Genomic DNA, 19,892 nt, shown 5'->3' on the forward strand with positions numbered 1-19,892 from the left:
AGATGACATCCCCCGCATCGCCCTGGAGACACCCATGAAGCAGATCACCGCCGTCATCAAACCGTTCAAGCTCGAAGAGGTGCGTGAGGCGCTGGCCGAGCAGGGCGTGACCGGCCTGACCGTGACGGAGGTCAAGGGCTTCGGGCGACAAAAGGGGCATACCGAGTTGTACCGGGGCGCCGAATACGTGGTCGACTTCCTGCCCAAGGTGAAGGTGGAAGTGGTGGTCAAGACCGACGACGTGGAACGCTGCGTGGACGCCATCATCCGGGCGGCCCGCACCGGCAAGATCGGCGACGGCAAGATCTTTGTGACCTCGGTGGAGCGCGTGGTGCGCATCCGCACGGGCGAGGAAGACGAAACGGCGGTTTGAGCTGAGCCACCCCAGGCTGCGACGTTTTGCGGGTCGCTGACTGCGGCCCGCTTCGAACGGTCAGATGGCTTCTATGCGGGCTTCCGGCGCCATGCCAGCCGCCTGCACGAGTTCGGGCAGCAGCGTGGCGATGTTGTCGTCCACGCGAATCAGGTCCATCTGCCAGTCGTTCATGAATTGCTGCTCGACCGCGGCTCGCATGAAGGTCATCAGCCCGTCGTAGTAGCCGCCCACGTTCAGCAGCCCCACGGGTTTGTCGTGGTAGCCCAGCTGGCGCCAGGTCCAGACCTCGAAAAACTCTTCAAAGGTGCCAATGCCGCCCGGCAGCGCCAGAAAAGCGTCGGCCCGATCGGCCATCAGGCGTTTGCGCTCGTGCATGGTGTCAACCACATGCAGTTCGGTACAACCCTGGTGCGCCCACTCCTTCTCTACCAGCGCCCTGGGAATGATCCCCACCACGCGGCCCCCTGCGGCCAGGGTGGCTTCCGCCACAACACCCATGAGCCCGTTGCGCCCGCCGCCGTAAACCAGTTGGCCGCCGCGGCCTCCGATCCATTCGCCCACAGACTGCGCGGCTTGCGCGAAGCGAGCGTCGGCACCGGAGCGGGAACCGCAGTAAACGCACAGCGAGAAAGTCGGGGAGGTCATGGTCAAAAAGGGAAGGGTTCAGCCCCAGCGCGACCAGAGCGCGGCCAGCCACACGCCGGCCCAGACCAGCAGGCTGAGCAGCACCGCCGCACTGCCCATGTCCTTGGCCCGCTTGGAAAGGTCGTGCCACTCGGGGCCGATGCGGTCGATGGCGGTTTCGATGCCGGTGTTGAGCAATTCCACCACCATCACCATCACCACGGACGCAGCGAGCAGGGCGGTCTCTAGCCAGGTCTGCCCGATCCAGAAGGCAGCAGGAATCAGCACCAGAGCTGCGATCGCTTCCTGCCGGAATGCGGTCTCGCCCCAGCCGGCTCGCAGGCCTGCGCGGGAGTAGCCGAAGGCATGCCATATGCGCGACAGGCCCGTGCGGTGTTTCTGGGCGTTGGCGGGTTCTTGCGGGCTTTGCTGGCTCATGTCGGTGCCTGGTTCAACGGCTGAGGTGGGGCACGGCAGGGGGCGCCGGCGGCTGATGGATCAACCGGGTGCCCGCCAGCGCGTCGTGCAGGAACTGGCGCTCAGGGTGAAAGCGGGAAAGCAGGGCCCACACCACGATCCAGCCGACCAGCAACACGGAGAGCTCCGCGCCCGTGGTTTGCAAGCTCGCCGCCATCGCCAGCGGCGGAAGCAGCCAGAGCCAGGAAAGCAGGTAACGCCACAGCGCCCGGGGTTGGCTGAGCGCGCGACCTTCCCGGTCGACCACCCGGATGTGCCACGTCTTCATGGCCAAGGTCTGGCCTTTGGCCCAGAACCAGGTGAAGTAGATGCCGAACACCACGAACAGGAAGGCTTGCTGGGCGTGCCGGTTGTCCAGGGCGTTGCGCGTCTGGGTCAGGGTGGAAAACAGGTATCCGGCGATGAAAATCACGCCGAACATCAGCATGCCCTCATAGAGCCAGCAGGCCATGCGGCGGCGCAGGGAGGGGGCAGTCAGTGGAGCAGGGGAGGAGGAAATGGTCGGCGCGCTCATGTCCGGGAATTGTCGCATCGGCGCCAAGTGCATCTGTCGCCCCTGTATATTTCGCAACGCGGGCGCGGCGCGGCGATGCTGCAGTGCGATAATGCCCGCTGCATTCAATCAGGCAAACGGATCAGGGTCCGGCGGGGTATGTGTCCGCTCATGGCCACTGGTCTCAAGTCTCGAAACCGCTCCACAAGAGTTGGTCCAGAGGCACCCAAGGTTTTTCGTCAGAGAAATTCTCGAAAGGTTCATCATGGAAATCAACAAGGCCGAACTGGCCTCGGCCGCTGCCGCCAATGGCGCGGGTGGTCAAGAACTCCGCGGTGCAGAAATCCTCATCAAGGCCCTCCAGGCCGAAGGTGTGAAGTACATCTGGGGCTACCCGGGTGGTGCAGTGCTGCACATTTACGACGCGTTCTACAAGCAGGACACCATCCAGCATGTGCTGGTGCGCCATGAGCAGGCTGCCGTGCACGCGGCCGACGGCTATGCCCGTGCCACCGGCGAGGTGGGCGTTGCCCTGGTCACCTCAGGTCCCGGCGTGACCAATGCCATCACGGGCATCGCCACGGCCTACATGGACAGCATTCCCATGGTGATCATCACCGGCCAGGTGCCCACGGCGGCGATCGGTCTGGACGCTTTCCAGGAGTGCGACACGGTCGGCATCACGCGTCCCATCGTCAAGCACAACTTCCTGGTGAAGGACGCGCGCGACATGGCCATGGTGATGAAGAAGGCTTTTCACATCGCCCGCAGCGGCCGGCCCGGCCCTGTGGTGGTGGACATTCCGAAGGACGTGTCCTTCAACAAGGTGCCCTTTCACGGCTACCCCGAGTCGGTGGAAATGCGCTCCTACAACCCGGTGCGCAAAGGCCATGGCGGGCAGATTCGCAAGGCACTCCAGTTGCTGCTGACGGCCAAGCGACCCTACATCTATACCGGTGGTGGCGTTCTGCTCGGCAATGCCACCAACGAACTGCGCACCCTGGTTGACATGCTGGGCTATCCAGTCACCAACACACTGATGGGCCTGGGTGCCTACCCCGCGTCGGACCAAAAGTTCCTGGGCATGCTGGGCATGCACGGAACGATCGAAGCCAACAACGCCATGCAGAACTGTGACGTGCTGCTGGCCGTGGGGGCGCGCTTCGATGACCGCGTGATCGGCAACCCCAGGCATTTCGCACAAAACGAACGCAAGATCATTCACGTCGACATCGACCCCTCCAGCATTTCCAAGCGTGTGAAGGTGGATGTGCCGATCGTGGGCGACGTCAAGGACGTGTTGACCGAGCTCATCAACATGGTGCGCGAGAGTGCCATCAAGCCCGATGGCAAGGCGCTGGCGGCCTGGTGGACCACGATCGAGACCTGGCGCTCGAAGGACTGCCTGAAGTACGACCGTGGCAATCAGGACGTGATCAAACCGCAGTACGTGGTGGAAACGCTCTGGAACATGACCAAGGACGCCGACGCCTACATCACGTCTGACGTGGGGCAGCACCAGATGTGGGCCGCCCAGTACTACCGCTTCGACGAACCACGCCGCTGGATCAATTCGGGTGGTCTGGGCACCATGGGAGTGGGCATTCCCTACGCCATGGGCATCAAACTCGCGAAGCCCGACAGCGAGGTCTATTGCGTCACCGGTGAAGGTTCGGTGCAGATGTGCATCCAGGAACTGTCCACCTGCCTGCAGTACAACACCCCGATCAAGGTCGTCGCGCTGAACAATCGCTACCTGGGCATGGTGCGTCAGTGGCAGGAGATCGACTACGAAGGCCGCTACAGCCACAGTTACATGGATGCGCTGCCCAATTTCGTGAAGCTTGCCGAAGCCTATGGCCACGTGGGCATGCTGATCGAACGCCCGCAGGACGTGGAGCCCGCCCTTCGCGAGGCGCGCAAGCTCAAGGACCGCACCGTGTTCATGGACTTTCGCACCGACCCGACGGAGAACGTGTTCCCCATGGTCAAGGCTGGCAAGGGCATCACCGAGATGCTGCTGGGATCCGAAGACCTCTAAACCCCGAGAAGCTGCAGTCACCTGCCGCTTCATCCTTCAGACGAATCTATTGTCCGCCGAGCCTGCGCATTACCGTGCGCAGGGGAGGGCGGCGAAAAGAGGAATCGCACATGAAACATATCATCGCTGTGCTGCTGGAAAACGAACCCGGAGCCCTGTCCCGCGTGGTCGGACTCTTCTCCGCCCGAGGCTACAACATCGAGTCGCTCACGGTGGCGCCCACCGAGGACCCGAGCCTCTCTCGCATGACGATCCAGACCACAGGCTCCGACGACGTCATTGAACAAATCACCAAGCACCTCAACCGCCTCATCGAGGTGGTCAAGGTGGTCGACCTCACCGAAGGCTCCTACACCGAGCGCGAGCTCATGATGGTGAAGGTGCGCGCGGTGGGCAAGGAGCGCGAGGAGATGAAGCGCATGGCCGACATCTTCCGTGGACGCATCATCGATGTGACCGAGAAAAGCTACACCATCGAACTCACCGGCGACCAGACCAAGAACGACGCTTTCCTGGAGGCCATCGACCGTGGTTCCATTCTCGAAACGGTGCGCACCGGTGCCAGCGGCATCGGACGCGGCGAACGCATCTTGCGCGTGTAAGACAATCATTCGATTTTTTCTTCAACCCGAACAACACCTTTCAACCGGAGCAACCTCATGAAAGTTTTCTACGACAAAGACTGTGACCTGTCCCTGATCAAGGGCAAGACGGTGGCCATCATTGGCTATGGCAGCCAGGGCCATGCCCACGCGCAGAACCTCAACGACAGCGGCGTGAAGGTCGTGGTCGGCCTGCGCAAGGGTGGCGCCTCCTGGGACAAGGTCGGCAAGGCTGGCCTGAAGGTGCTCGAAGTCAACGAGGCCGTCAAATCGGCTGACGTGGTCATGATCCTGCTGCCCGACGAGCAGATCGCCGAGGTCTACAAGAACAACGTCGAGCCCCACATCAAGCAAGGCGGCTCGCTGGCCTTTGCCCACGGCTTCAACGTGCACTACAACCAGGTCGTGCCGCGGGCGGACCTGGACGTGTGGATGGTCGCGCCCAAGGCGCCTGGCCACACGGTGCGCAACACCTACACCCAGGGTGGTGGCGTGCCCCACCTGGTGGCCATTCACCAGGACAAGAGCGGCAAGGCGCGCGACCTGGCGCTGTCCTATGCCATGGCCAACGGAGGCGGCAAGGCTGGCATCATCGAGACCAACTTCAAGGAAGAGACCGAGACCGACCTGTTTGGCGAGCAGGCGGTGCTCTGCGGCGGTGCGGTCGAACTCATCAAGATGGGCTACGAGACGCTGGTGGAAGCGGGCTATGCGCCCGAGATGGCCTACTTCGAGTGCCTGCACGAGTTGAAGCTGATCGTGGACCTGATCTACGAAGGCGGCATTGCGAACATGAACTACTCGATCTCGAACAACGCCGAGTACGGCGAGTACGTGACGGGGCCGGAGGTGATCAACGAACAATCGCGCGCCGCCATGCGTGCGGCCTTGAAGCGCATCCAGAACGGCGACTACGCCAAGATGTTCATTTCGGAAGGCCGCACGAACTACCCGAGCATGACGGCACGCCGGCGCAACACGGCCGAGCACAGTATCGAGGTGGTCGGTGCGCAACTGCGCGCCATGATGCCCTGGATCGCCAAGAACAAGCTGGTCGATCAGACGCGGAACTGACCGGAACGCGCTTCCTGCCCACGCGGGGCGCTTCTCAAAGGCCACTTCGGTGGCCTTTTTCATTCTGCCCACTGCCTTACACTGCGACTTTCGAAGGCCCGGGGCCTGCAAGCCAACAAAGAGACGCCCATGCACGACGGTACCGAATCCCACATGACCTCCAGCGAGGAACGCCCCAGGCGTCCGAAGGGCATCTACATGTTGCCCAACATGATCACGCTGGCGGCACTGTTCGGCGGCTTCTACTCGGTCGTGATGGCCATGAACGGCCGCTACGACCTGGCCACGGTCGGCATCTTTGTTGCGATGGTGCTCGACAGTCTTGATGGCCGGGTTGCCCGGCTTACCCACACGCAAAGTGCTTTTGGCGAACAGATGGACTCGCTGTCGGACATGGTGTCCTTTGGAGCGGCGCCTGCACTGATCGCCTATGAATGGACGCTGCGCGATATCGGCCGCTGGGGCTGGATCGCCGCGTTTGTCTATTGCGCCTGCGCCGCACTGCGGCTTGCGCGTTTCAACGTGAACACGGCGGTGGTCGACAAGCGCTATTTTCAGGGACTGCCGTCACCTGCCGCCGCTGCGCTGGTGGCAGGCTTCATCTGGCTCATGACCGAGCTGGCCATTCCGCCGCAGGACGTGACGTGGGTCATGTTCGCCATCACGCTCTACACCGGCCTGACGATGGTCACCAACGTGCCCTTCTACAGCTTCAAGGATCTCAGTTTGAAGAAGAGCGTGCCCTTTGCCGCCATCGTGCTCGTGGCACTGGGCATTGCGGTCATCAACATCCATCCGCCGACCGTGTTGTTCGGGCTGTTCGTGGTTTACGGCCTCTCGGGTTATGCGCTTTACTTCTGGCGCAAGTCCAAGGGCCGCCCCACCAGCGTGATCAGCACGTCCACCGACGAGCCTGACGAGCGCGGCCTGCACGACTGAGCGATCTCTGTCCAGGGCCCGCCCAAGGCCCCTATCGGCGGGCGCGGGCCTTTGTGCTACATTCGAGGACATGTTCCAGATTTCGATCTCGCTACTACTGGGTGTCCGACACGGGCAGGTCTGGTAACGCGCGAGCGATTTCCCACACAACGGCCCGTTTGCACCTGCAGCGGGCCGTTTTTGTTTTGGAACTGCAGGTTTATCTAAGCGCCGCCCACGAGGCGACACACCGGAGCATTGAGATGAGCGACAAACTGATCATTTTTGACACCACCTTGCGCGATGGCGAACAGTCGCCTGGCGCCTCGATGACCAAGGACGAGAAGCTGCGCATCGCGCGTCAGCTGGAACGCCTGAAGGTGGACGTGATTGAGGCCGGATTTGCCGCGAGTTCGAATGGCGACTTTGATTGTGTGCAGGCCATTGCCAACACCATCAAGGATTCCACGGTCTGTTCGCTGGCGCGAGCCAACGACCGCGACATTGCCCGCGCTGCCGAAGCCCTCAAGGGTGCGCACCGCGCCCGCATCCACACCTTCATCGCCACCAGTGCGTTGCACATGGAGAAGAAGCTGCGCATGACGCCCGAGCAGGTGCTGGAGCAGGCGGTGCAGTCGGTGCGCTTCGCGCGCAACCTGGTCGATGACATCGAATTCAGCCCGGAAGATGGCTACCGCAGCGATCCTGATTTTCTTTGCCGCGTGCTCGAGGCTGTCATCAAGGAAGGCGCAACGACGCTCAACATTCCCGACACCGTGGGCTATGCCGTTCCCGAACTCTATGGCGAGTTCATCCGCAATCTGCGTGAGCGGGTGCCCAATTCCGACAAGGCGGTCTGGTCGGTGCATTGCCACAACGATCTGGGCATGGCCGTGGCCAACTCGCTGGCGGGCGTGAAGATTGGTGGTGCGCGTCAGGTGGAATGCACGATCAACGGCCTGGGCGAGCGTGCGGGCAATTGTTCGCTCGAAGAGATCGTGATGGCGGTGCGCACGCGCCGCGACTACTTCGGTCTTGATGTGGGGGTGGATGCAACGCAGATCGTGCCAGCCAGCCGCATGGTCAGCCAGACCACCGGTTTTGTGGTGCAGCCGAACAAGGCCGTGGTGGGCGCCAACGCGTTTGCCCACGCCAGCGGCATTCACCAGGACGGCGTGCTCAAGGCGCGCGACACCTACGAAATCATGCGCGCCGAGGACGTGGGCTGGAGTGCCAACAAGATCGTGCTGGGCAAGCTCAGTGGCCGAAATGCCTTCAAGCAGCGCCTGCAGGACCTCGGTATCGAGATGGAGTCCGAGAGCGAGATCAACACGGCTTTTGCTGCCTTCAAGGAACTCGCTGATCGCAAGAGCGAGATTTTTGACGAAGACATTCTGGCGCTGTGCAGTGACGAAAGCGTGACTGCCGAGAAGGAGCAGTACGGGCTGGTATCGCTCAAGCAACGCAGTGAAACCGGTGAACGCCCTCACGCCAACGTGGTGTTCACCGTGAACGGCCATGAAATCCAGGGAGAGAGCGACGGCAACGGTCCGGTAGACGCCTCGCTCAAGGCGATCGAGAACCACGTCAAAAGCGGTGCCGAACTGGTGCTGTATTCGGTCAACGCCATCACGAGTGGTTCGACCGAGAGCCAGGGTGAGGTAACGGTTCGACTGCAGCACAGTGGCCGAGTGGTCAATGGCGTCGGCGCCGATCCCGATATCGTGGTGGCGTCAGCCAAGGCCTATCTGAGCGCCCTGAACAAGCTGCACAGCAAGGCCGACCGAGTGGCCGCCCAGGGATAAAGTGCTTTCAAATCAAATACTTGATGAATTCTTCTTCGTGATCGAAAGAAATGATGCCAAAAGTAGCATCTGTTCTATTGATCATTGAAGAAGACTTTACAAGCATTTGATATTGCTAGTTTTTTTCGTCCTGTCTATACTCTGCTCCAGCGTGGTGCATCAAGCTGGAGTGGAGTAATGGTCATGGGTGTCGTTCGGTTGCAGAAATTCCTCCTGGGAATGGCCCTGACGGTCGCCTTGACCGCTTGGGTCATGCCCACGGTTGCCCAGGCAGCCACCGGCACTTCCAAGGTGGCCAAATCCAAGAAGACCGTCACCGCCAAGAATTCGGTGAAACGCAAGACCGTGGTGGCCAGAAAATCCCAGGTCAAGGTGGCAAAGGCGCCGGTGCGCAAGACGGTAAAGGCGGCCAGTGCGCGCAACGCCCGCGTGAAGGTGCAGATGGCCACAGGCCGTACCACCAGCCTGCACAAGATTTCCGTCAAGCAGAAACCCGCTGCGCGTTCCAGCGTGGTTCGTGCCGCCATCGTGCATCGCCCCTCCATGGGAGAGTCGCTTGGCCTGCGCGACAACGACGACCCTCTGGAACTCAACTCCAGCGTGGCGCTGGTGATCGACCAGCAGACCAACGAAGTGCTGTTCAGCAAGAACGACTCCGCTGTCTTGCCCATCGCCTCACTCACCAAGCTCATGACGGGGCTCGTGGTGGCCGACGCGGAGCTCGACATGAACGAGATGATCACCATCACCGGTGACGACGTCGATACGTTCAAGGGCAGTCGCTCTCGGCTCGCGGTGGGCACCACGCTGAGCCGAGGCGAGTTGATGCACCTGGCGCTGATGTCCAGTGAGAACCGCGCTGCGCACGCTCTGGGCCGTACCTATCCCGGCGGCTTGCAGGAATTCGTTCGGCTGATGAACCAGAAGGCTGCATCGCTGGGTATGGCCGACACGCGCTACGTGGAGCCCACCGGCCTGTCCAGTCTCAATCAGTCCAGTGCCCGCGATCTCGCCACGCTGGTGTCGGTGGCCTACCAGCGTCCAATTCTCCGCAGCCTCTCCACGTCGCCCGGTTACGAGGTCGACCTGGGCCGCCGCACGCTCCACTACAACAACTCCAACCGGCTGATCAAGAACCCGGACTGGGATATCGGCCTGCAGAAGACGGGTTACATCTCGGAGGCAGGCCGCTGCCTCGTGATGCAGGCCAAGGTGGCGGGGCGTCAGTTGATCATGGTGTTTCTGGATTCGGCTGGAAAGCTCAGCCGCATGCAGGATGCCGAGCGTGTCCGTCGTTGGGTGGAGGTCCAGACGCCTCAGCCGTTGGCGCGGCAACAGCCTCAGGGCTGACCATGGCGCGCGCGATCAGCGCGTCAAGGTAGAGGGTACGGGCACTTTGGGACAGCCCAGCGCGGCCGAGATTTCGGCTGCGGTTGCGCGCAGCTTGGGCACCCAGTTTTCGTCAATGCGGTCGGCGGGCGCAGAAATCGACAGGCCTGCCACCAGCTTGCTCTGGTCGTCGTAGATGCCGGCGGCCATGCAGCGCACCCCCAGCTCCAGTTCTTCGTTGTCGCGAGCCAGGCCGGCCTGGCGGCATTGCGCCAGTTCCCGCTCCAGCGTGGGGAGCTGGGTCAGGCTGTTGCGGGTGTTGCCCGCCAGGCCCGTGCGTGTGGCATAGGCGCGAACACGCGGCGGCTCATCGTCGGCCAGGAACAGCTTGCCCACCGAGGTGAGATGCAGTGGCGCCCGCCCGCCAATGGCCCGCACCACCTGCATGCCAGATCGTTCGCTGTACGCGCGCTCGACATACACAATCTCATCGCCTTGCCTCACGCTCAGGTTGACTGGCTGCTGGATCAGCTTGTGGAGCTCGCGCATGGGCAGCAGCGCCGCGTCTCGCACGCTCAGGCGTGCCTTGACCAGGTTGCCGAGTTCAAGCAGTCGCATGCCAAGCCGGTAGCTGCCCGCCTCTGGGCGGTCCACAAAACGACCGATGGTCAGGTCGTTGAGGATGCGGTGGGCGGTAGATGGGTGCAGACCGGTCTTCTCGCTGATTTCCTTGAGCGAAACCGGGTCTTCGCGTGAGGCGAGCACCTCCAGCAGGTTGAACATGCGTTCGATCACCTGAACGGTGGGCGTGCTGGCCAGGTTTTCAGATCGTTTGGTCATGGGTGCGGTGGGTTGCCCGCGATTTTACAAGATGAAATTGATCCCCGCGAAACGGTGTTTAAACCGTGCGGGGGTATGTCAGGCGGAAGGGGTCCAGCGGCCCTCCAGCAGCAGTTCGTGGGGGTGGAAGCCGGCCTTGTAATTCATCTTGCTGCTCTGGTCGATCCAGTAGCCCAGGTAGACGTGAGGCAGATCGAGCGCTCGTGCCTGGGCGATTTGCCAGAGCACGCTGTAGGTGCCGTAGCTGGCTTTTTCTTCAGGTTCGTAAAAGGTGTAGACGGCAGAAAGGCCATCGTTGAGCACATCGACGATGGACACCATCTTGAGTCTGGCCGGCTGTTCCCCTGATGCCGGTTCGTGAAACTCGACCAGGCGGGAGTTGACGCGGCTTTGCAGCAGGAACTGGGTGTACTGGTCAATGCTGTCGTGGTCCATGCCGCCGCCGGCGTGTCGGCTGTTCTGGTAACGCAGGTACAGCTGGTAGTGTTCAGGAATGAAGCAGAGTTTGAGCACGCGGGTCTGCAAATGGCCGTGCAGTGCCTGGGTGCGCCGCTGGCTGCGGTTGGGCTGGAATTGCGCCACGGGCACGCGCAAGGGCACGCAGGCCTGGCATCCGTCGCAATAGGGGCGGTAGGTGAACATGCCGCTGCGCCGGAAGCCATGTGTGACCAGGTCGGAGTAGGCGTCGTTGTGGATGAGGTGACTGGGCGTGGCGACCTGGGAACGTGCCTGGCGGTCGGGCAGGTAGCTGCACGGGTAGGGGGCCGTGGCGTAAAACTGCAGCGCCTGAAGCGGAAGTTCTTTGAGGTGGGTCATGCGCGACGACCGTCTTCTAAGAGGAGTTCCTGCCAGTATACGGGCTGGAATTTCCACGCTGGAGCGGGGTGCAGGAGGGCCGTGCGCACATGGGAACAAAAGGCCTCGCGTGGCATCAGGCGACCGCCCAGCGAGGCCAGGTGCGAGGTGTCCTGCTGGCAGTCGATGAGGGGCAGATCTTGAGCGCGGCAGAAAGCCACCAGCGCAGCAAGTGCCATCTTGGACGCGTTGCTCTGGCGGCTGAACATGGATTCGCCAAACACCATAGAGCCCAGATTGATGCAGTACAGGCCGCCTGCGAGTTCGCCGTCGAGCCAGGTCTCCACGCTGTGGGCCATGCCGGCATCGTGCAGGCGAACGTAGGCCTCTACCATGGCGGGCAGGATCCAGGTGCCAGTCTGGCCTTGGCGCACGGTGTGGGCGCAGGCTCGGATGACGCGCTCGAAATCGTCGTCGAAGCGGATTTCCAGGCGGCCTTCGCGCAGGTATTGCTGGACTGTTTTTCGCAGGGAACGGTGCAGCCGGAAGGCGCTGGTTTCGAGCACCATGCGCGGATCGGTGCTCCACCACAGGATCGGCTGGCCGGCGCTGTACCAGGGAAAGATGCCGCGCGAGTACGCCGCCACCAGCGTGGGCACGTCCAGCACGCCGCCAGCGGCCAGCAGGCCAGGCGCCGGGTCGCTGCCTCCCCAGGCGCTTTCCACGGGCGGAAAGGCCTGGCCAGGCTCCAGCCAGGGCAGTGCTCGGGTGGGAGGGGTCTGGGTCATGCCGCTATTGTGCGCGGCTGTCGCAAGCCTTCAAGCCCGGGCGGGCGTGCGGTTGTGCCAGAGCAGCCAGACGGCAGCCGCCAGACTGATGCCCACGGCGTCCGCGGCGAGATCCAGCCACTCCCCATAGCGCCAGCCAGTCGCGGCCTGGGCGAGTTCAATGGCCCCACCGAGCACCAGCAGACCGGACACGACGTGAGGAAGGTGCTTGGGGTAGGCCAGCAAACCACATAGACCCAGCCAGACGAATGCAACGGTGTGTTGCGCCTTGTCCCAGATGTCCAGGGTCTGCGGCGGCAGCATGCCCACAGGCACAAGCGAGGCAATGGAGATGCCCAGCACGCTGAGCCAGAACAGCGCGCGGATCATGTCTTGCTCTCTGCCTCCAGGTAGGCCGTGAGGTGGTGCAGGTGAACCCGCATGGCATCGCTGGCCCCTGCGGCATCGCGCGCTCTCAGGTGGCGCAACACCTTCCGGCGCACGGCCACCATGTCGGGGTGAGGCTGGGGATCAATGCGCAGCAGGATCATGCGCATCACTTCCGACACCGCGTCGACCAGCATCACCATCAGTTCGTTGTGCGTGGCCTGGGCCAGCAGGTGATAGAACCGGTGCAGCGAGCGGGCGTTGCGCGATCCCTGTCCCTTGCGGAAAAGCTCCGCGTGGTGCTCGATGTCGGCCTCAATGGCGTCGAACTCGGCTTCCGTGGCCCGCTCGCAGGCCAGGCGGATGGCCGTGCACGTGAGTTCGATGCGGGTCTCCGTCACCACAGCGATGGGCATCTGCGCCAGCGCCACCATGTCGCTCATGGCCTGGGTGATGCCGTGGGGCGTGCTGGTGCGGATGTAGATGCCCCCATGCGCCCCCATGCGCGACTCGACGACACCCATGGACTCCAGGCTGCGGATGGCCTCGCGCACCACGCTGCGGCTCACCGCAAGTTGTTCTGCCAGCTCCCGCTCGCCGGGCAGGCGGTCGCCCGGGCGAAGCTCGCCTCGAAAGACCTGTTGCCGAATCTGCTCGCAGACCGCCTCGAACCCGCGCTGGCTGCGCACTTCCCGAAGTCCGAGGCCCTCAAGTGCCTCAGACGGCGTTTCGGGGGCGGTGCTTGGTTCATCCGGAGCGGACTTAGTCAAGGTCGTCGTGCTGGGTCTGCGCATGGATCCACAAGGCGAAGGTCGAAGCGTTCGATGATCGCACAGCCTGGGCCGCCATCAGTTCGCTGGCGCGTCGAATGCTGCGACCACCATCGGACCCAGCCTGCCCTCGGATGCCGAGTCATTCGAGCTTGATGTTGGCTGCTTTGATGATTTTTGTGTACCTCTCGACATCGCCTTGGATGATGGCGCCAAAGGCGCTCGGCGAGGCCGCCACGGGGGTGATGTTCAGGTCCTGCAAGCGCGCCTTGATTTCCGGCTCTTCAAGGATGGCGGTGATTTCGTGATGAAGACGCTCCACGATGACCTTCGGCGTCCTGGCCGGAGCAAGGATGCCGTACCAGATGCTGACGTCCATTCCCGCGAGGCCCACCTCGCTGGGGATTGGAACGTCAGGAAAGCTGGGCGAACGTTGGATGGACATGTTTGCAATGGCGCGGATCTTCCCTGCCTTGAGGTGGGATATCGCGTCTGGGCCTGCCAGCAACGCTGCTTGAATTTCGTTGCCGAGCAGTGCCACGGCCACGGGTGCCGAACCCCGATAGGGAACGAACACGAACTTGGTCCCGGCTTCCTGATTCAGTGTGGCGATCGCGAGGTGGCTGGGCGAACCATTGCCGGCAGAGCCGAAATTGATGGAGGGGTGTTCCGATTTCCCTGCGGTGATCAGCTCTTGCAGAGTCTTGATCGGTGAGGAGGCGTTGACGCAAAACAGCATGGGAACCGTGCCGAGAAGAGCAACGGGTTGGAAATCGGTGGCAGGGTTGTAGCCCGCGTTCGGCGCCAGAATCGGACCGATGGCGTTGGGTCCGGGATTTCCCATGAGCAGTGTGTAGCCTTCGGCGCTGCCTCTGGCCACATGTGCCGAGCCAATCATGCCGTTGGCTCCTGGCTTGTTGTCCACGATGACAGGTTGCCCAAGCCTTTCGCTAAGCCGTTTGCCGATCAATCGGGCTGTGATGTCCGTGCCGCCGCCTGGAGCGTAGGGCACCACGATGGTGATCGGTTTGGAGGGCCAGGATTGCGCCTTCACCGGGCTTGCAATCGTGAAAAGAGCCAGCAGGCACGCCAAGGCGCCAGCGATCTGTGGCATGAAGTTCAGCTTGATGTTTCGCATGAATGTCTCCTACATTTCTTTCTGTCCACGAACGCCCTCGGGAATCTGTGTGCACCAGAGGGCATGACTTCAGGCGGGTGTGAACATCGGGACTCGGTTCTCGCCGTCGGCGGCCTTGAAGCAGACCTTGACCCGGTCGCCGATGCGCAGGCTGTCGAGGTCGCAGTCCACGATGTTGGTGAGCATCGAGACGCCCTCATCGAGTTGCACGTAAGCCAGCGCGTATGGAATAGGCCCGGCCCGGCGCGTGACGGTGACGCTGTAGATGGTGCCAAGGCCGCTGGCGTCGATCCACTCGGTGTCCGACAGGCAGAACGGGCACAGTGCCCGCGGATAGAAGTGAACCTTGCCGCAGGCAGTGCAGCGCTTGATCTTGAGGACGCCTGTTTTTGCGGCGTCCCAGTAAGGGCCTGTGGCTGCGTCCATGATCAGGTTGCCGACCGGACGTTCCTGGTACATCGTGCTCATGTTGTTCACTCCCGTTCCATGATCAAAGTGGCACTGCCGTGCCGTGAACCCAGCAGGCCACCCGTGCCCTGGGCCAGCGCCAGGCGGCAATCCGGCACCTGCACTTTGGCGTGTGCTTCGCCGCGCAACTGCCGCACCGCCTCGATCACTTTCGTGATGCCACCCCGGTTGGCCGGGTGGTTGTTGCACAGGCCGCCGCCGTCGGTGTTGAACGGCAGCTTGCCCACGCCAGAGATCAGGTTGCCGTCCATCACGAAGCGGCCGCCTTCGCCCTTTTTGCAGAATCCCAGGTCTTCGAGCTGCATCAGCACCGTGATGGTGAAGCTGTCGTAGATCGACGCGTACTGGATGTCTGAGGGTTTGACGCCGGCCTCCGCAAACGCAATCGGCCCGGACACGGCAGCGCCGGAATAAGTGAGGTCGACCTGACCGGCAGACTGGCCCTTGATGGTTTCGCCTGCCCCCAGGATGTTGACCACCGGCCGCTTGAGCGAGCGCGCAATCTCCGGGCGCACCACCAGCAGTGCGCCGCCACCATCGCTGACCACGCAGCAGTCCAGCTTGTGCAGCGGGTCGGAAATCATGGGCGAGTTGACAACGTCCTCGACCGTTACCACGTCGCGCAGCATCGCGTGCGGGTTGTGCTGCGCGTGGGTGGAGGCGGCCACCTTGATCCAGGCGAGCTGCTCGCTGGTGGTGCCGTATTCGTGCATATGTCGGGCCGCCGCCAGCGCGTACATGTTCACCGTGATGGGGCCATAGGGCATTTCGAAAGCCACGTCAGGCGTGGCGGCCGTGACGTTTCTGGGCTGCACGCCCACGCCGCTGATCTCGCTGCGAGGCCGTCCCGCCAGGGTGATCAGGGCCACGTTGCATTTGCCCGCGGCAATCGCCTGGGCCGCGTGGGCCACGTGGATGAGGGGCGCGGAGCCACCGGTGTCCGTGGTGTCGGTGTGCCGGATCTTCAGGCCCAGGTAGTCGGCCATGCTGAGTGCGCCCAGACCAGGTGCATCACCCGCACAGAAGTAGCCATCCACGTCGGACAGCGAGAGCCCGGCGTCTGCCAGGGCGCCGCGCGCGCATTCCGCGTGCAGTTGCGGCGTGGTCATGTCGGGCGCCTTGCGGGTGGGATGCTCCCAGGCGCCCGCGATGCACGCCTTTTTCTTGATCGTCATAGCTGGTGCGTTGCCTTTCCTTGCTGGTGAAAGAGATCGAAATCGCCCGCTGAGTTAAGGGATTTCCCGCGTTCAGTGTTCGAGCAAAGTGATGCTACCATTGGTCTGACCTTAAAACTAATCAAATTTTTCAACCGTCCTTCCATCTCACATCTCTCAACAGGAAAAAATCGACATGACGCAGATCGTTTCGCTGCAGGGCCGCACCGTGGTGGTGACTGGCGCTGCCCAGGGCATTGGCAAGGCCATCGTGGAATGGGTGATCGAGCTCGGTGGCAATGCCGTCGCGGTGGACCTCAACGCCGAGGGGCTCAAAGCCACCACCGATGCGCTGCCCTCGGACCGTGTGCTCGCCGTGGTGGGCAGCGTTGCCGATCCGGAACTTGCCACCCGTGCGGTGGCCGATGCCGTGGCCCGCTTCGGTGCCGTGCATGGCCTGGTGAACAACGCCGGCATCATCCGGCCGGCCATGATCGAGAAGATGACGCTCAAGGAATGGCAGGACGTGATCGACGTGCATTTGAGTGGCACGTTCTACTGGCTGCAAGCGGTGGGCCGCCACATGATCGCGCGCGCCAAGGACGGTGACACCACGGGTGGCTCCATCGTCAACATCTCCTCGGATGCCGGGCGCAAGGGCTCCATTGGGCAGGTCAACTACGCGGCGGCCAAGTCCGGCATGTTCGGCGTGACCATGACCGCCGCCAAGGAATGGGGCCGCTACAACATCCGCACGAACTCGATCTGCTTCGGCGTTGTGGAAACGCCCATGACCGAGGTGGTGCGCGGCGAGAAATTCCGGGACAAGATGCTGGCGCAGATTCCGCTGGGCCGCTGGTCCACGCCCGACGAGGTGGTGAAGTCGGTGTGTTTCCTGCTGTCCGATGGGTCTTCCTACATCACGGGACAGCACCTCGGGGTCAATGGTGGCTTTCACATCAGTGTCTGAGGACCGATGCGCATGACCAGGCCACAACATCACCTCCTGGCCCGCCGCCGCATGCTGTCTGCGGTGGCTGTCACATGGGCCCTGTGCGGAACCGGCACGGCATTCGCTCAGGAAACGGCATTTCCGAACGAGCCGGTGCGGCTGATGCCGATGGTGCAGAACATGCTGCTCCGGCCCAACCCGGGCTACAAGATGGAGGCGGTGACGCCCGTCCCACTGGTGGCCACCATCTCGATCGCTTTTGGCGTGAATTCGTCACTGGGCAACCAGACGGTGGCCGATCTGGTGAAGTACGCCAAGGGCCAGCCCGAAGTCATCACCTACGGCACTTCTGGCGCCGGCTCGGGCTCGCACCTGGTGGGCGCTGCGCTGGCCAGCTCGGCCGGTTTCAAAGCCACGCACATTCCCTATGTCGAGGAGGTCGGTTTCGTGCCGGTTGGCAATTCGAGCGAAGAGTTCGCCCGCTACATCACCACCGAAATGGACACCTGGTCCAAGGTGATCAAACAAAACGACATCAAGGTGGACTGATCACATGGATTTCCGACTGACACCCGAACAAGAGGCCTTCCGGGATGAAGTGCGATCCTTCATTCGCGATCGACTGCCCCAGGACATCCGCGAGCGCCTGGCCATGGGTCACCCTGCGCGCAAGGAGGATGTGGTGCGCTTCCAGCGCATCCTCCACGAACGCGGCTGGGCCGCGCCGCACTGGCCCAAGGCTTTTGGCGGTGCTGACCTGGGACAGGCCGAACGCCTGATCCTGCAAGACGAAATCCAGCGAGCGCCGGCGCCCATGCCGTCGATCTTCAACGTGGTGATGCTGGGGCCGCTGCTGCTGAAATTCGGTACCACCCGGCAGCAGGACCACTTCCTGCCCAAGCTCGCCAGCGGTGAGATCTGGTTCTGCCAGGGGTTTTCCGAACCCGGCTCGGGTTCGGATCTGGCGTCGCTGCGCACGTCGGCGCGCCGCGAAGGCAATGAGTACGTGGTCAACGGACAGAAAATCTGGACCAGCTCGGCGCACCAGGCGGACTGGGTGTTTGCGCTGGTGCGCACCGAGCAGGCGCCGCGCAAGCAGGACGGCATCAGCTTTCTGCTGATCGACATGCGCACGCCTGGCATCACTGTGCGGCCCATCGTTTCCATCGACCACGCCCATCACCTCAACGAGGTGTTTTTCGACAACGTGCGTGTGCCGGTGGAGAACCTGGTGGGCGAGGAAGGCCGTGGCTGGGATTGCGCCAAGTTCCTGCTGGGCAACGAGCGCACCGGCATCGCCAACGTGGCCTATTGCCGTGAGCGGCTGGACTTCGCGCGTGCGCTGGCCGGCAAGCTCACCCAGGCGGGCCGCCCGCTGGCCGAAGACGCGGTGTTGCAGGCCGAGCTGGCTGCGCTCGATGCCGAAGTGCGCGCTCTGGAAGTGACCAACTGGCGCATGCTGCTCGCGCCCAAGACTGCGCTGGCCGGTCCATCGTTCGCCTCGGTGCTCAAGCTCAAGGGAACGGAACTTCAGCAGGCCCTGGTGGCGCTGATCGCCCGTCTGGGCGGACCGACAGCGCTGGAATGGCGTCCTGGCGAAGGCGAGGGCAGCGAACACTGGGCCGCGCCCGGCAATCTGCGCTATCTGCAATCCCGAGCAGCCAGCATCTATGGCGGCTCGAGCGAGATTCAAAAAGACATTCTGGCCAAGGCAGCCCTGGGATAAATATGAACTTTGAACTCCATGAAGACCAGGTGCAATTGCGCGACAGCCTCTCGCGTCTGCTGGCCGACCAATACGCCTTCGAGCAGCGGCGAGCCATTGCCGCCTCCGCCGAAGGCACCAGTCCGGCGGTGTGGCGCCAGATCTGCGGCCTGGGATTGAGCGGCTTGCGCATTGCCGAAGAACATGGCGGCTTCGGCGGTTCCGCCGCCGATCTTTCGGTGGTGATGCAGGCCTTTGGCAAGGCGCTGCTGACCGAGCCGTTCCTGGCCTCCGCGGTGCTGGGGGCCACGGCCCTGTCGCTGTCGGGTGATGCCACCAGCCACGCGCTACTGCCCCAGGTCGCCAGCGGCGAACGAATCGTGGCCTGGGCGTGCGACGAAGCGGCCGGACGCCATGCGCCATGCTGGGTGGAAACGCGGGCGATCCGCGAGGGCAGTTCGTGGCGGCTGACGGGCGCCAAGGCCTGCGTGCTCAACGCACCGCAGGCCGACGTCTTTCTCGTGAGCGCGCGGGTGTCGGGCTCGAGCAGCGATGGGCAGGGCGTCGCACTTTTCCTGGTGCAGGCGGGAAGCGAAGGACTGAACCGCCGCGCCTACCGGCTGATCGACGACACACCCGCCGGCGACCTGCGCCTCGATGGCGTGCTGGCCGTGCCGCTGGGCGATCCCGCAGACCCTTTGCGCGGCGCTCAGGTGATTGAAGCCACGCGTTCGGCCGGGGTGGCTGCGGTGTGCGCCGACGCGGTGGGCGCCATGGAAGGCGCCTATCAACTGACGGTGGAGTACCTCAACACCCGCAAGCAGTTCGGGCGCTTTATCGGCGAGAACCAGTCTTTGCGCCACCGCGTGGCGGAGATGATGGTGGAGCTGGAAGTTGCCCGCAGCATGGCCTTCCTTGCGGCGTGCGCCATCGACGACCCTGGCTCCGTGCAGGCCGAAGACCTCGCGCGCGCCAAGTACATCATCGGCCTTCATGGCCGATCCCTGTGTCAGAGCGCCATTCAGTTGCATGGCGGCATTGGCATGACCGAGGAATACGCGGTGGGCCATTACCTGCGGCGCATCGCGGTGATCGACCAGCTTTTCGGCGACAGCGCGGCCCAGCTTTCGCGCCTGACCGAGATGCTGGATACAACAACCTGACCCCTGGAGACATC

The 19,892-nt window shown here is 63.0% G+C and carries 22 protein-coding genes; 11 read left to right on the forward strand and 11 right to left on the reverse strand.

All coding sequences use genetic code 11. The features are described from left to right. Nucleotides 1-34 precede the first annotated feature (34 nt). On the forward strand, nucleotides 35-373 hold the full coding sequence (locus AB7F11_RS15535; protein ID WP_069046374.1) for a P-II family nitrogen regulator: 339 nt from the start codon (nucleotides 35-37) through the stop codon (nucleotides 371-373). A gap of 60 nt (nucleotides 374-433) precedes the next feature. Here AB7F11_RS15535 and AB7F11_RS15540 read toward each other — a convergent pair whose 3' ends face one another. The 3 genes from AB7F11_RS15540 to AB7F11_RS15550 are packed head-to-tail and all read right to left on the reverse strand — an operon-like array spanning nucleotide 434 to nucleotide 1,991. Next, entirely contained in the window at nucleotides 434-1,021 is a 588-nt protein-coding gene (locus tag AB7F11_RS15540) for a TIGR00730 family Rossman fold protein (protein ID WP_428291765.1), read from the reverse strand. Nucleotides 1,022-1,039: 18 nt separating this feature from the next. Continuing rightward, nucleotides 1,040-1,438, reverse strand: a complete 399-nt coding sequence (locus tag AB7F11_RS15545; protein WP_428291764.1) for a diacylglycerol kinase — start codon at nucleotides 1,436-1,438, stop codon at nucleotides 1,040-1,042. A gap of 13 nt (nucleotides 1,439-1,451) precedes the next feature. Further along, nucleotides 1,452-1,991: an RDD family protein gene (locus AB7F11_RS15550; RefSeq protein ID WP_428291763.1), complete on the reverse strand. Its 540-nt coding sequence runs from the start codon at nucleotides 1,989-1,991 to the stop codon at nucleotides 1,452-1,454. A 244-nt stretch (nucleotides 1,992-2,235) separates the two neighbouring features. On the opposite strand from AB7F11_RS15550, the gene AB7F11_RS15555 reads away from it, so the two are divergent. The 6 genes from AB7F11_RS15555 to AB7F11_RS15580 all read left to right on the forward strand — a co-directional run bounded on the left by AB7F11_RS15555 (nucleotide 2,236) and on the right by AB7F11_RS15580 (nucleotide 9,760). Then, entirely contained in the window at nucleotides 2,236-4,011 is a 1,776-nt protein-coding gene (locus tag AB7F11_RS15555; RefSeq protein WP_428291762.1) for an acetolactate synthase 3 catalytic subunit, read from the forward strand. Between the two features lie 110 nt (nucleotides 4,012-4,121). Continuing rightward, the gene (gene ilvN, locus AB7F11_RS15560; protein ID WP_428300100.1) at nucleotides 4,122-4,613 is read left to right on the forward strand and encodes an acetolactate synthase small subunit; all 492 of its coding nucleotides are present in this window, start codon (nucleotides 4,122-4,124) and stop codon (nucleotides 4,611-4,613) included. Nucleotides 4,614-4,670: 57 nt separating this feature from the next. Further along, the gene (gene ilvC / locus AB7F11_RS15565) at nucleotides 4,671-5,687 is read left to right on the forward strand and encodes a ketol-acid reductoisomerase (RefSeq protein ID WP_428291344.1); all 1,017 of its coding nucleotides are present in this window, start codon (nucleotides 4,671-4,673) and stop codon (nucleotides 5,685-5,687) included. 129 nt (nucleotides 5,688-5,816) lie between these two features. Further along, nucleotides 5,817-6,626: a CDP-diacylglycerol--serine O-phosphatidyltransferase gene (gene pssA / locus AB7F11_RS15570; protein WP_428291345.1), complete on the forward strand. Its 810-nt coding sequence runs from the start codon at nucleotides 5,817-5,819 to the stop codon at nucleotides 6,624-6,626. A 242-nt stretch (nucleotides 6,627-6,868) separates the two neighbouring features. Continuing rightward, complete coding sequence (locus AB7F11_RS15575; RefSeq protein ID WP_428291346.1) at nucleotides 6,869-8,410, forward strand: 2-isopropylmalate synthase; 1,542 nt, start codon at nucleotides 6,869-6,871, stop codon at nucleotides 8,408-8,410. A 252-nt stretch (nucleotides 8,411-8,662) separates the two neighbouring features. Beyond that, nucleotides 8,663-9,760: a serine hydrolase gene (locus AB7F11_RS15580; protein ID WP_428291347.1), complete on the forward strand. Its 1,098-nt coding sequence runs from the start codon at nucleotides 8,663-8,665 to the stop codon at nucleotides 9,758-9,760. A 15-nt stretch (nucleotides 9,761-9,775) separates the two neighbouring features. Here AB7F11_RS15580 and AB7F11_RS15585 read toward each other — a convergent pair whose 3' ends face one another. From AB7F11_RS15585 to AB7F11_RS15620, 8 genes are all read right to left on the reverse strand, one after another. Then, on the reverse strand, nucleotides 9,776-10,579 hold the full coding sequence (locus AB7F11_RS15585) for an IclR family transcriptional regulator (RefSeq protein ID WP_428291348.1): 804 nt from the start codon (nucleotides 10,577-10,579) through the stop codon (nucleotides 9,776-9,778). 78 nt (nucleotides 10,580-10,657) lie between these two features. After that, complete coding sequence (locus tag AB7F11_RS15590; RefSeq protein WP_428291349.1) at nucleotides 10,658-11,395, reverse strand: arginyltransferase; 738 nt, start codon at nucleotides 11,393-11,395, stop codon at nucleotides 10,658-10,660. Further along, a complete protein-coding gene (gene aat, locus AB7F11_RS15595) occupies nucleotides 11,392-12,162 on the reverse strand; it encodes a leucyl/phenylalanyl-tRNA--protein transferase (RefSeq protein ID WP_428291350.1) in 771 nt (256 codons plus the stop codon). Before aat ends, AB7F11_RS15590 begins: the two co-directional genes overlap by 4 nt. 30 nt (nucleotides 12,163-12,192) lie before the next feature. Continuing rightward, complete coding sequence (locus AB7F11_RS15600) at nucleotides 12,193-12,531, reverse strand: VanZ family protein (RefSeq protein ID WP_428291351.1); 339 nt, start codon at nucleotides 12,529-12,531, stop codon at nucleotides 12,193-12,195. After that, a complete protein-coding gene (locus AB7F11_RS15605) occupies nucleotides 12,528-13,217 on the reverse strand; it encodes a FadR/GntR family transcriptional regulator (RefSeq protein ID WP_428291352.1) in 690 nt (229 codons plus the stop codon). Before AB7F11_RS15605 ends, AB7F11_RS15600 begins: the two co-directional genes overlap by 4 nt. Before the next feature lie 223 nt (nucleotides 13,218-13,440). Continuing rightward, complete coding sequence (locus AB7F11_RS15610; protein WP_428291353.1) at nucleotides 13,441-14,436, reverse strand: Bug family tripartite tricarboxylate transporter substrate binding protein; 996 nt, start codon at nucleotides 14,434-14,436, stop codon at nucleotides 13,441-13,443. Nucleotides 14,437-14,505: 69 nt separating this feature from the next. After that, the gene (locus tag AB7F11_RS15615; RefSeq protein ID WP_428291354.1) at nucleotides 14,506-14,904 is read right to left on the reverse strand and encodes a Zn-ribbon domain-containing OB-fold protein; all 399 of its coding nucleotides are present in this window, start codon (nucleotides 14,902-14,904) and stop codon (nucleotides 14,506-14,508) included. Nucleotides 14,905-14,909: 5 nt separating this feature from the next. Next, complete coding sequence (locus AB7F11_RS15620) at nucleotides 14,910-16,079, reverse strand: thiolase domain-containing protein (protein ID WP_428291355.1); 1,170 nt, start codon at nucleotides 16,077-16,079, stop codon at nucleotides 14,910-14,912. A 175-nt stretch (nucleotides 16,080-16,254) separates the two neighbouring features. On the opposite strand from AB7F11_RS15620, the gene AB7F11_RS15625 reads away from it, so the two are divergent. The 4 genes from AB7F11_RS15625 to AB7F11_RS15640 are packed head-to-tail and all read left to right on the forward strand — an operon-like array spanning nucleotide 16,255 to nucleotide 19,878. Continuing rightward, a complete protein-coding gene (locus AB7F11_RS15625) occupies nucleotides 16,255-17,028 on the forward strand; it encodes an SDR family NAD(P)-dependent oxidoreductase (RefSeq protein WP_428291356.1) in 774 nt (257 codons plus the stop codon). A 12-nt stretch (nucleotides 17,029-17,040) separates the two neighbouring features. After that, nucleotides 17,041-17,559: a tripartite tricarboxylate transporter substrate-binding protein gene (locus tag AB7F11_RS15630; RefSeq protein WP_428291357.1), complete on the forward strand. Its 519-nt coding sequence runs from the start codon at nucleotides 17,041-17,043 to the stop codon at nucleotides 17,557-17,559. A 4-nt stretch (nucleotides 17,560-17,563) separates the two neighbouring features. Further along, complete coding sequence (locus tag AB7F11_RS15635) at nucleotides 17,564-18,736, forward strand: acyl-CoA dehydrogenase family protein (protein ID WP_428291358.1); 1,173 nt, start codon at nucleotides 17,564-17,566, stop codon at nucleotides 18,734-18,736. A gap of 2 nt (nucleotides 18,737-18,738) precedes the next feature. Continuing rightward, nucleotides 18,739-19,878, forward strand: a complete 1,140-nt coding sequence (locus AB7F11_RS15640; protein WP_428291359.1) for an acyl-CoA dehydrogenase family protein — start codon at nucleotides 18,739-18,741, stop codon at nucleotides 19,876-19,878. Nucleotides 19,879-19,892 lie beyond the last annotated feature (14 nt).

The sequence above is a fragment of the Hydrogenophaga sp. genome (assembly GCF_050250835.1).
GTDB lineage: Bacteria > Pseudomonadota > Gammaproteobacteria > Burkholderiales > Burkholderiaceae_C > Hydrogenophaga.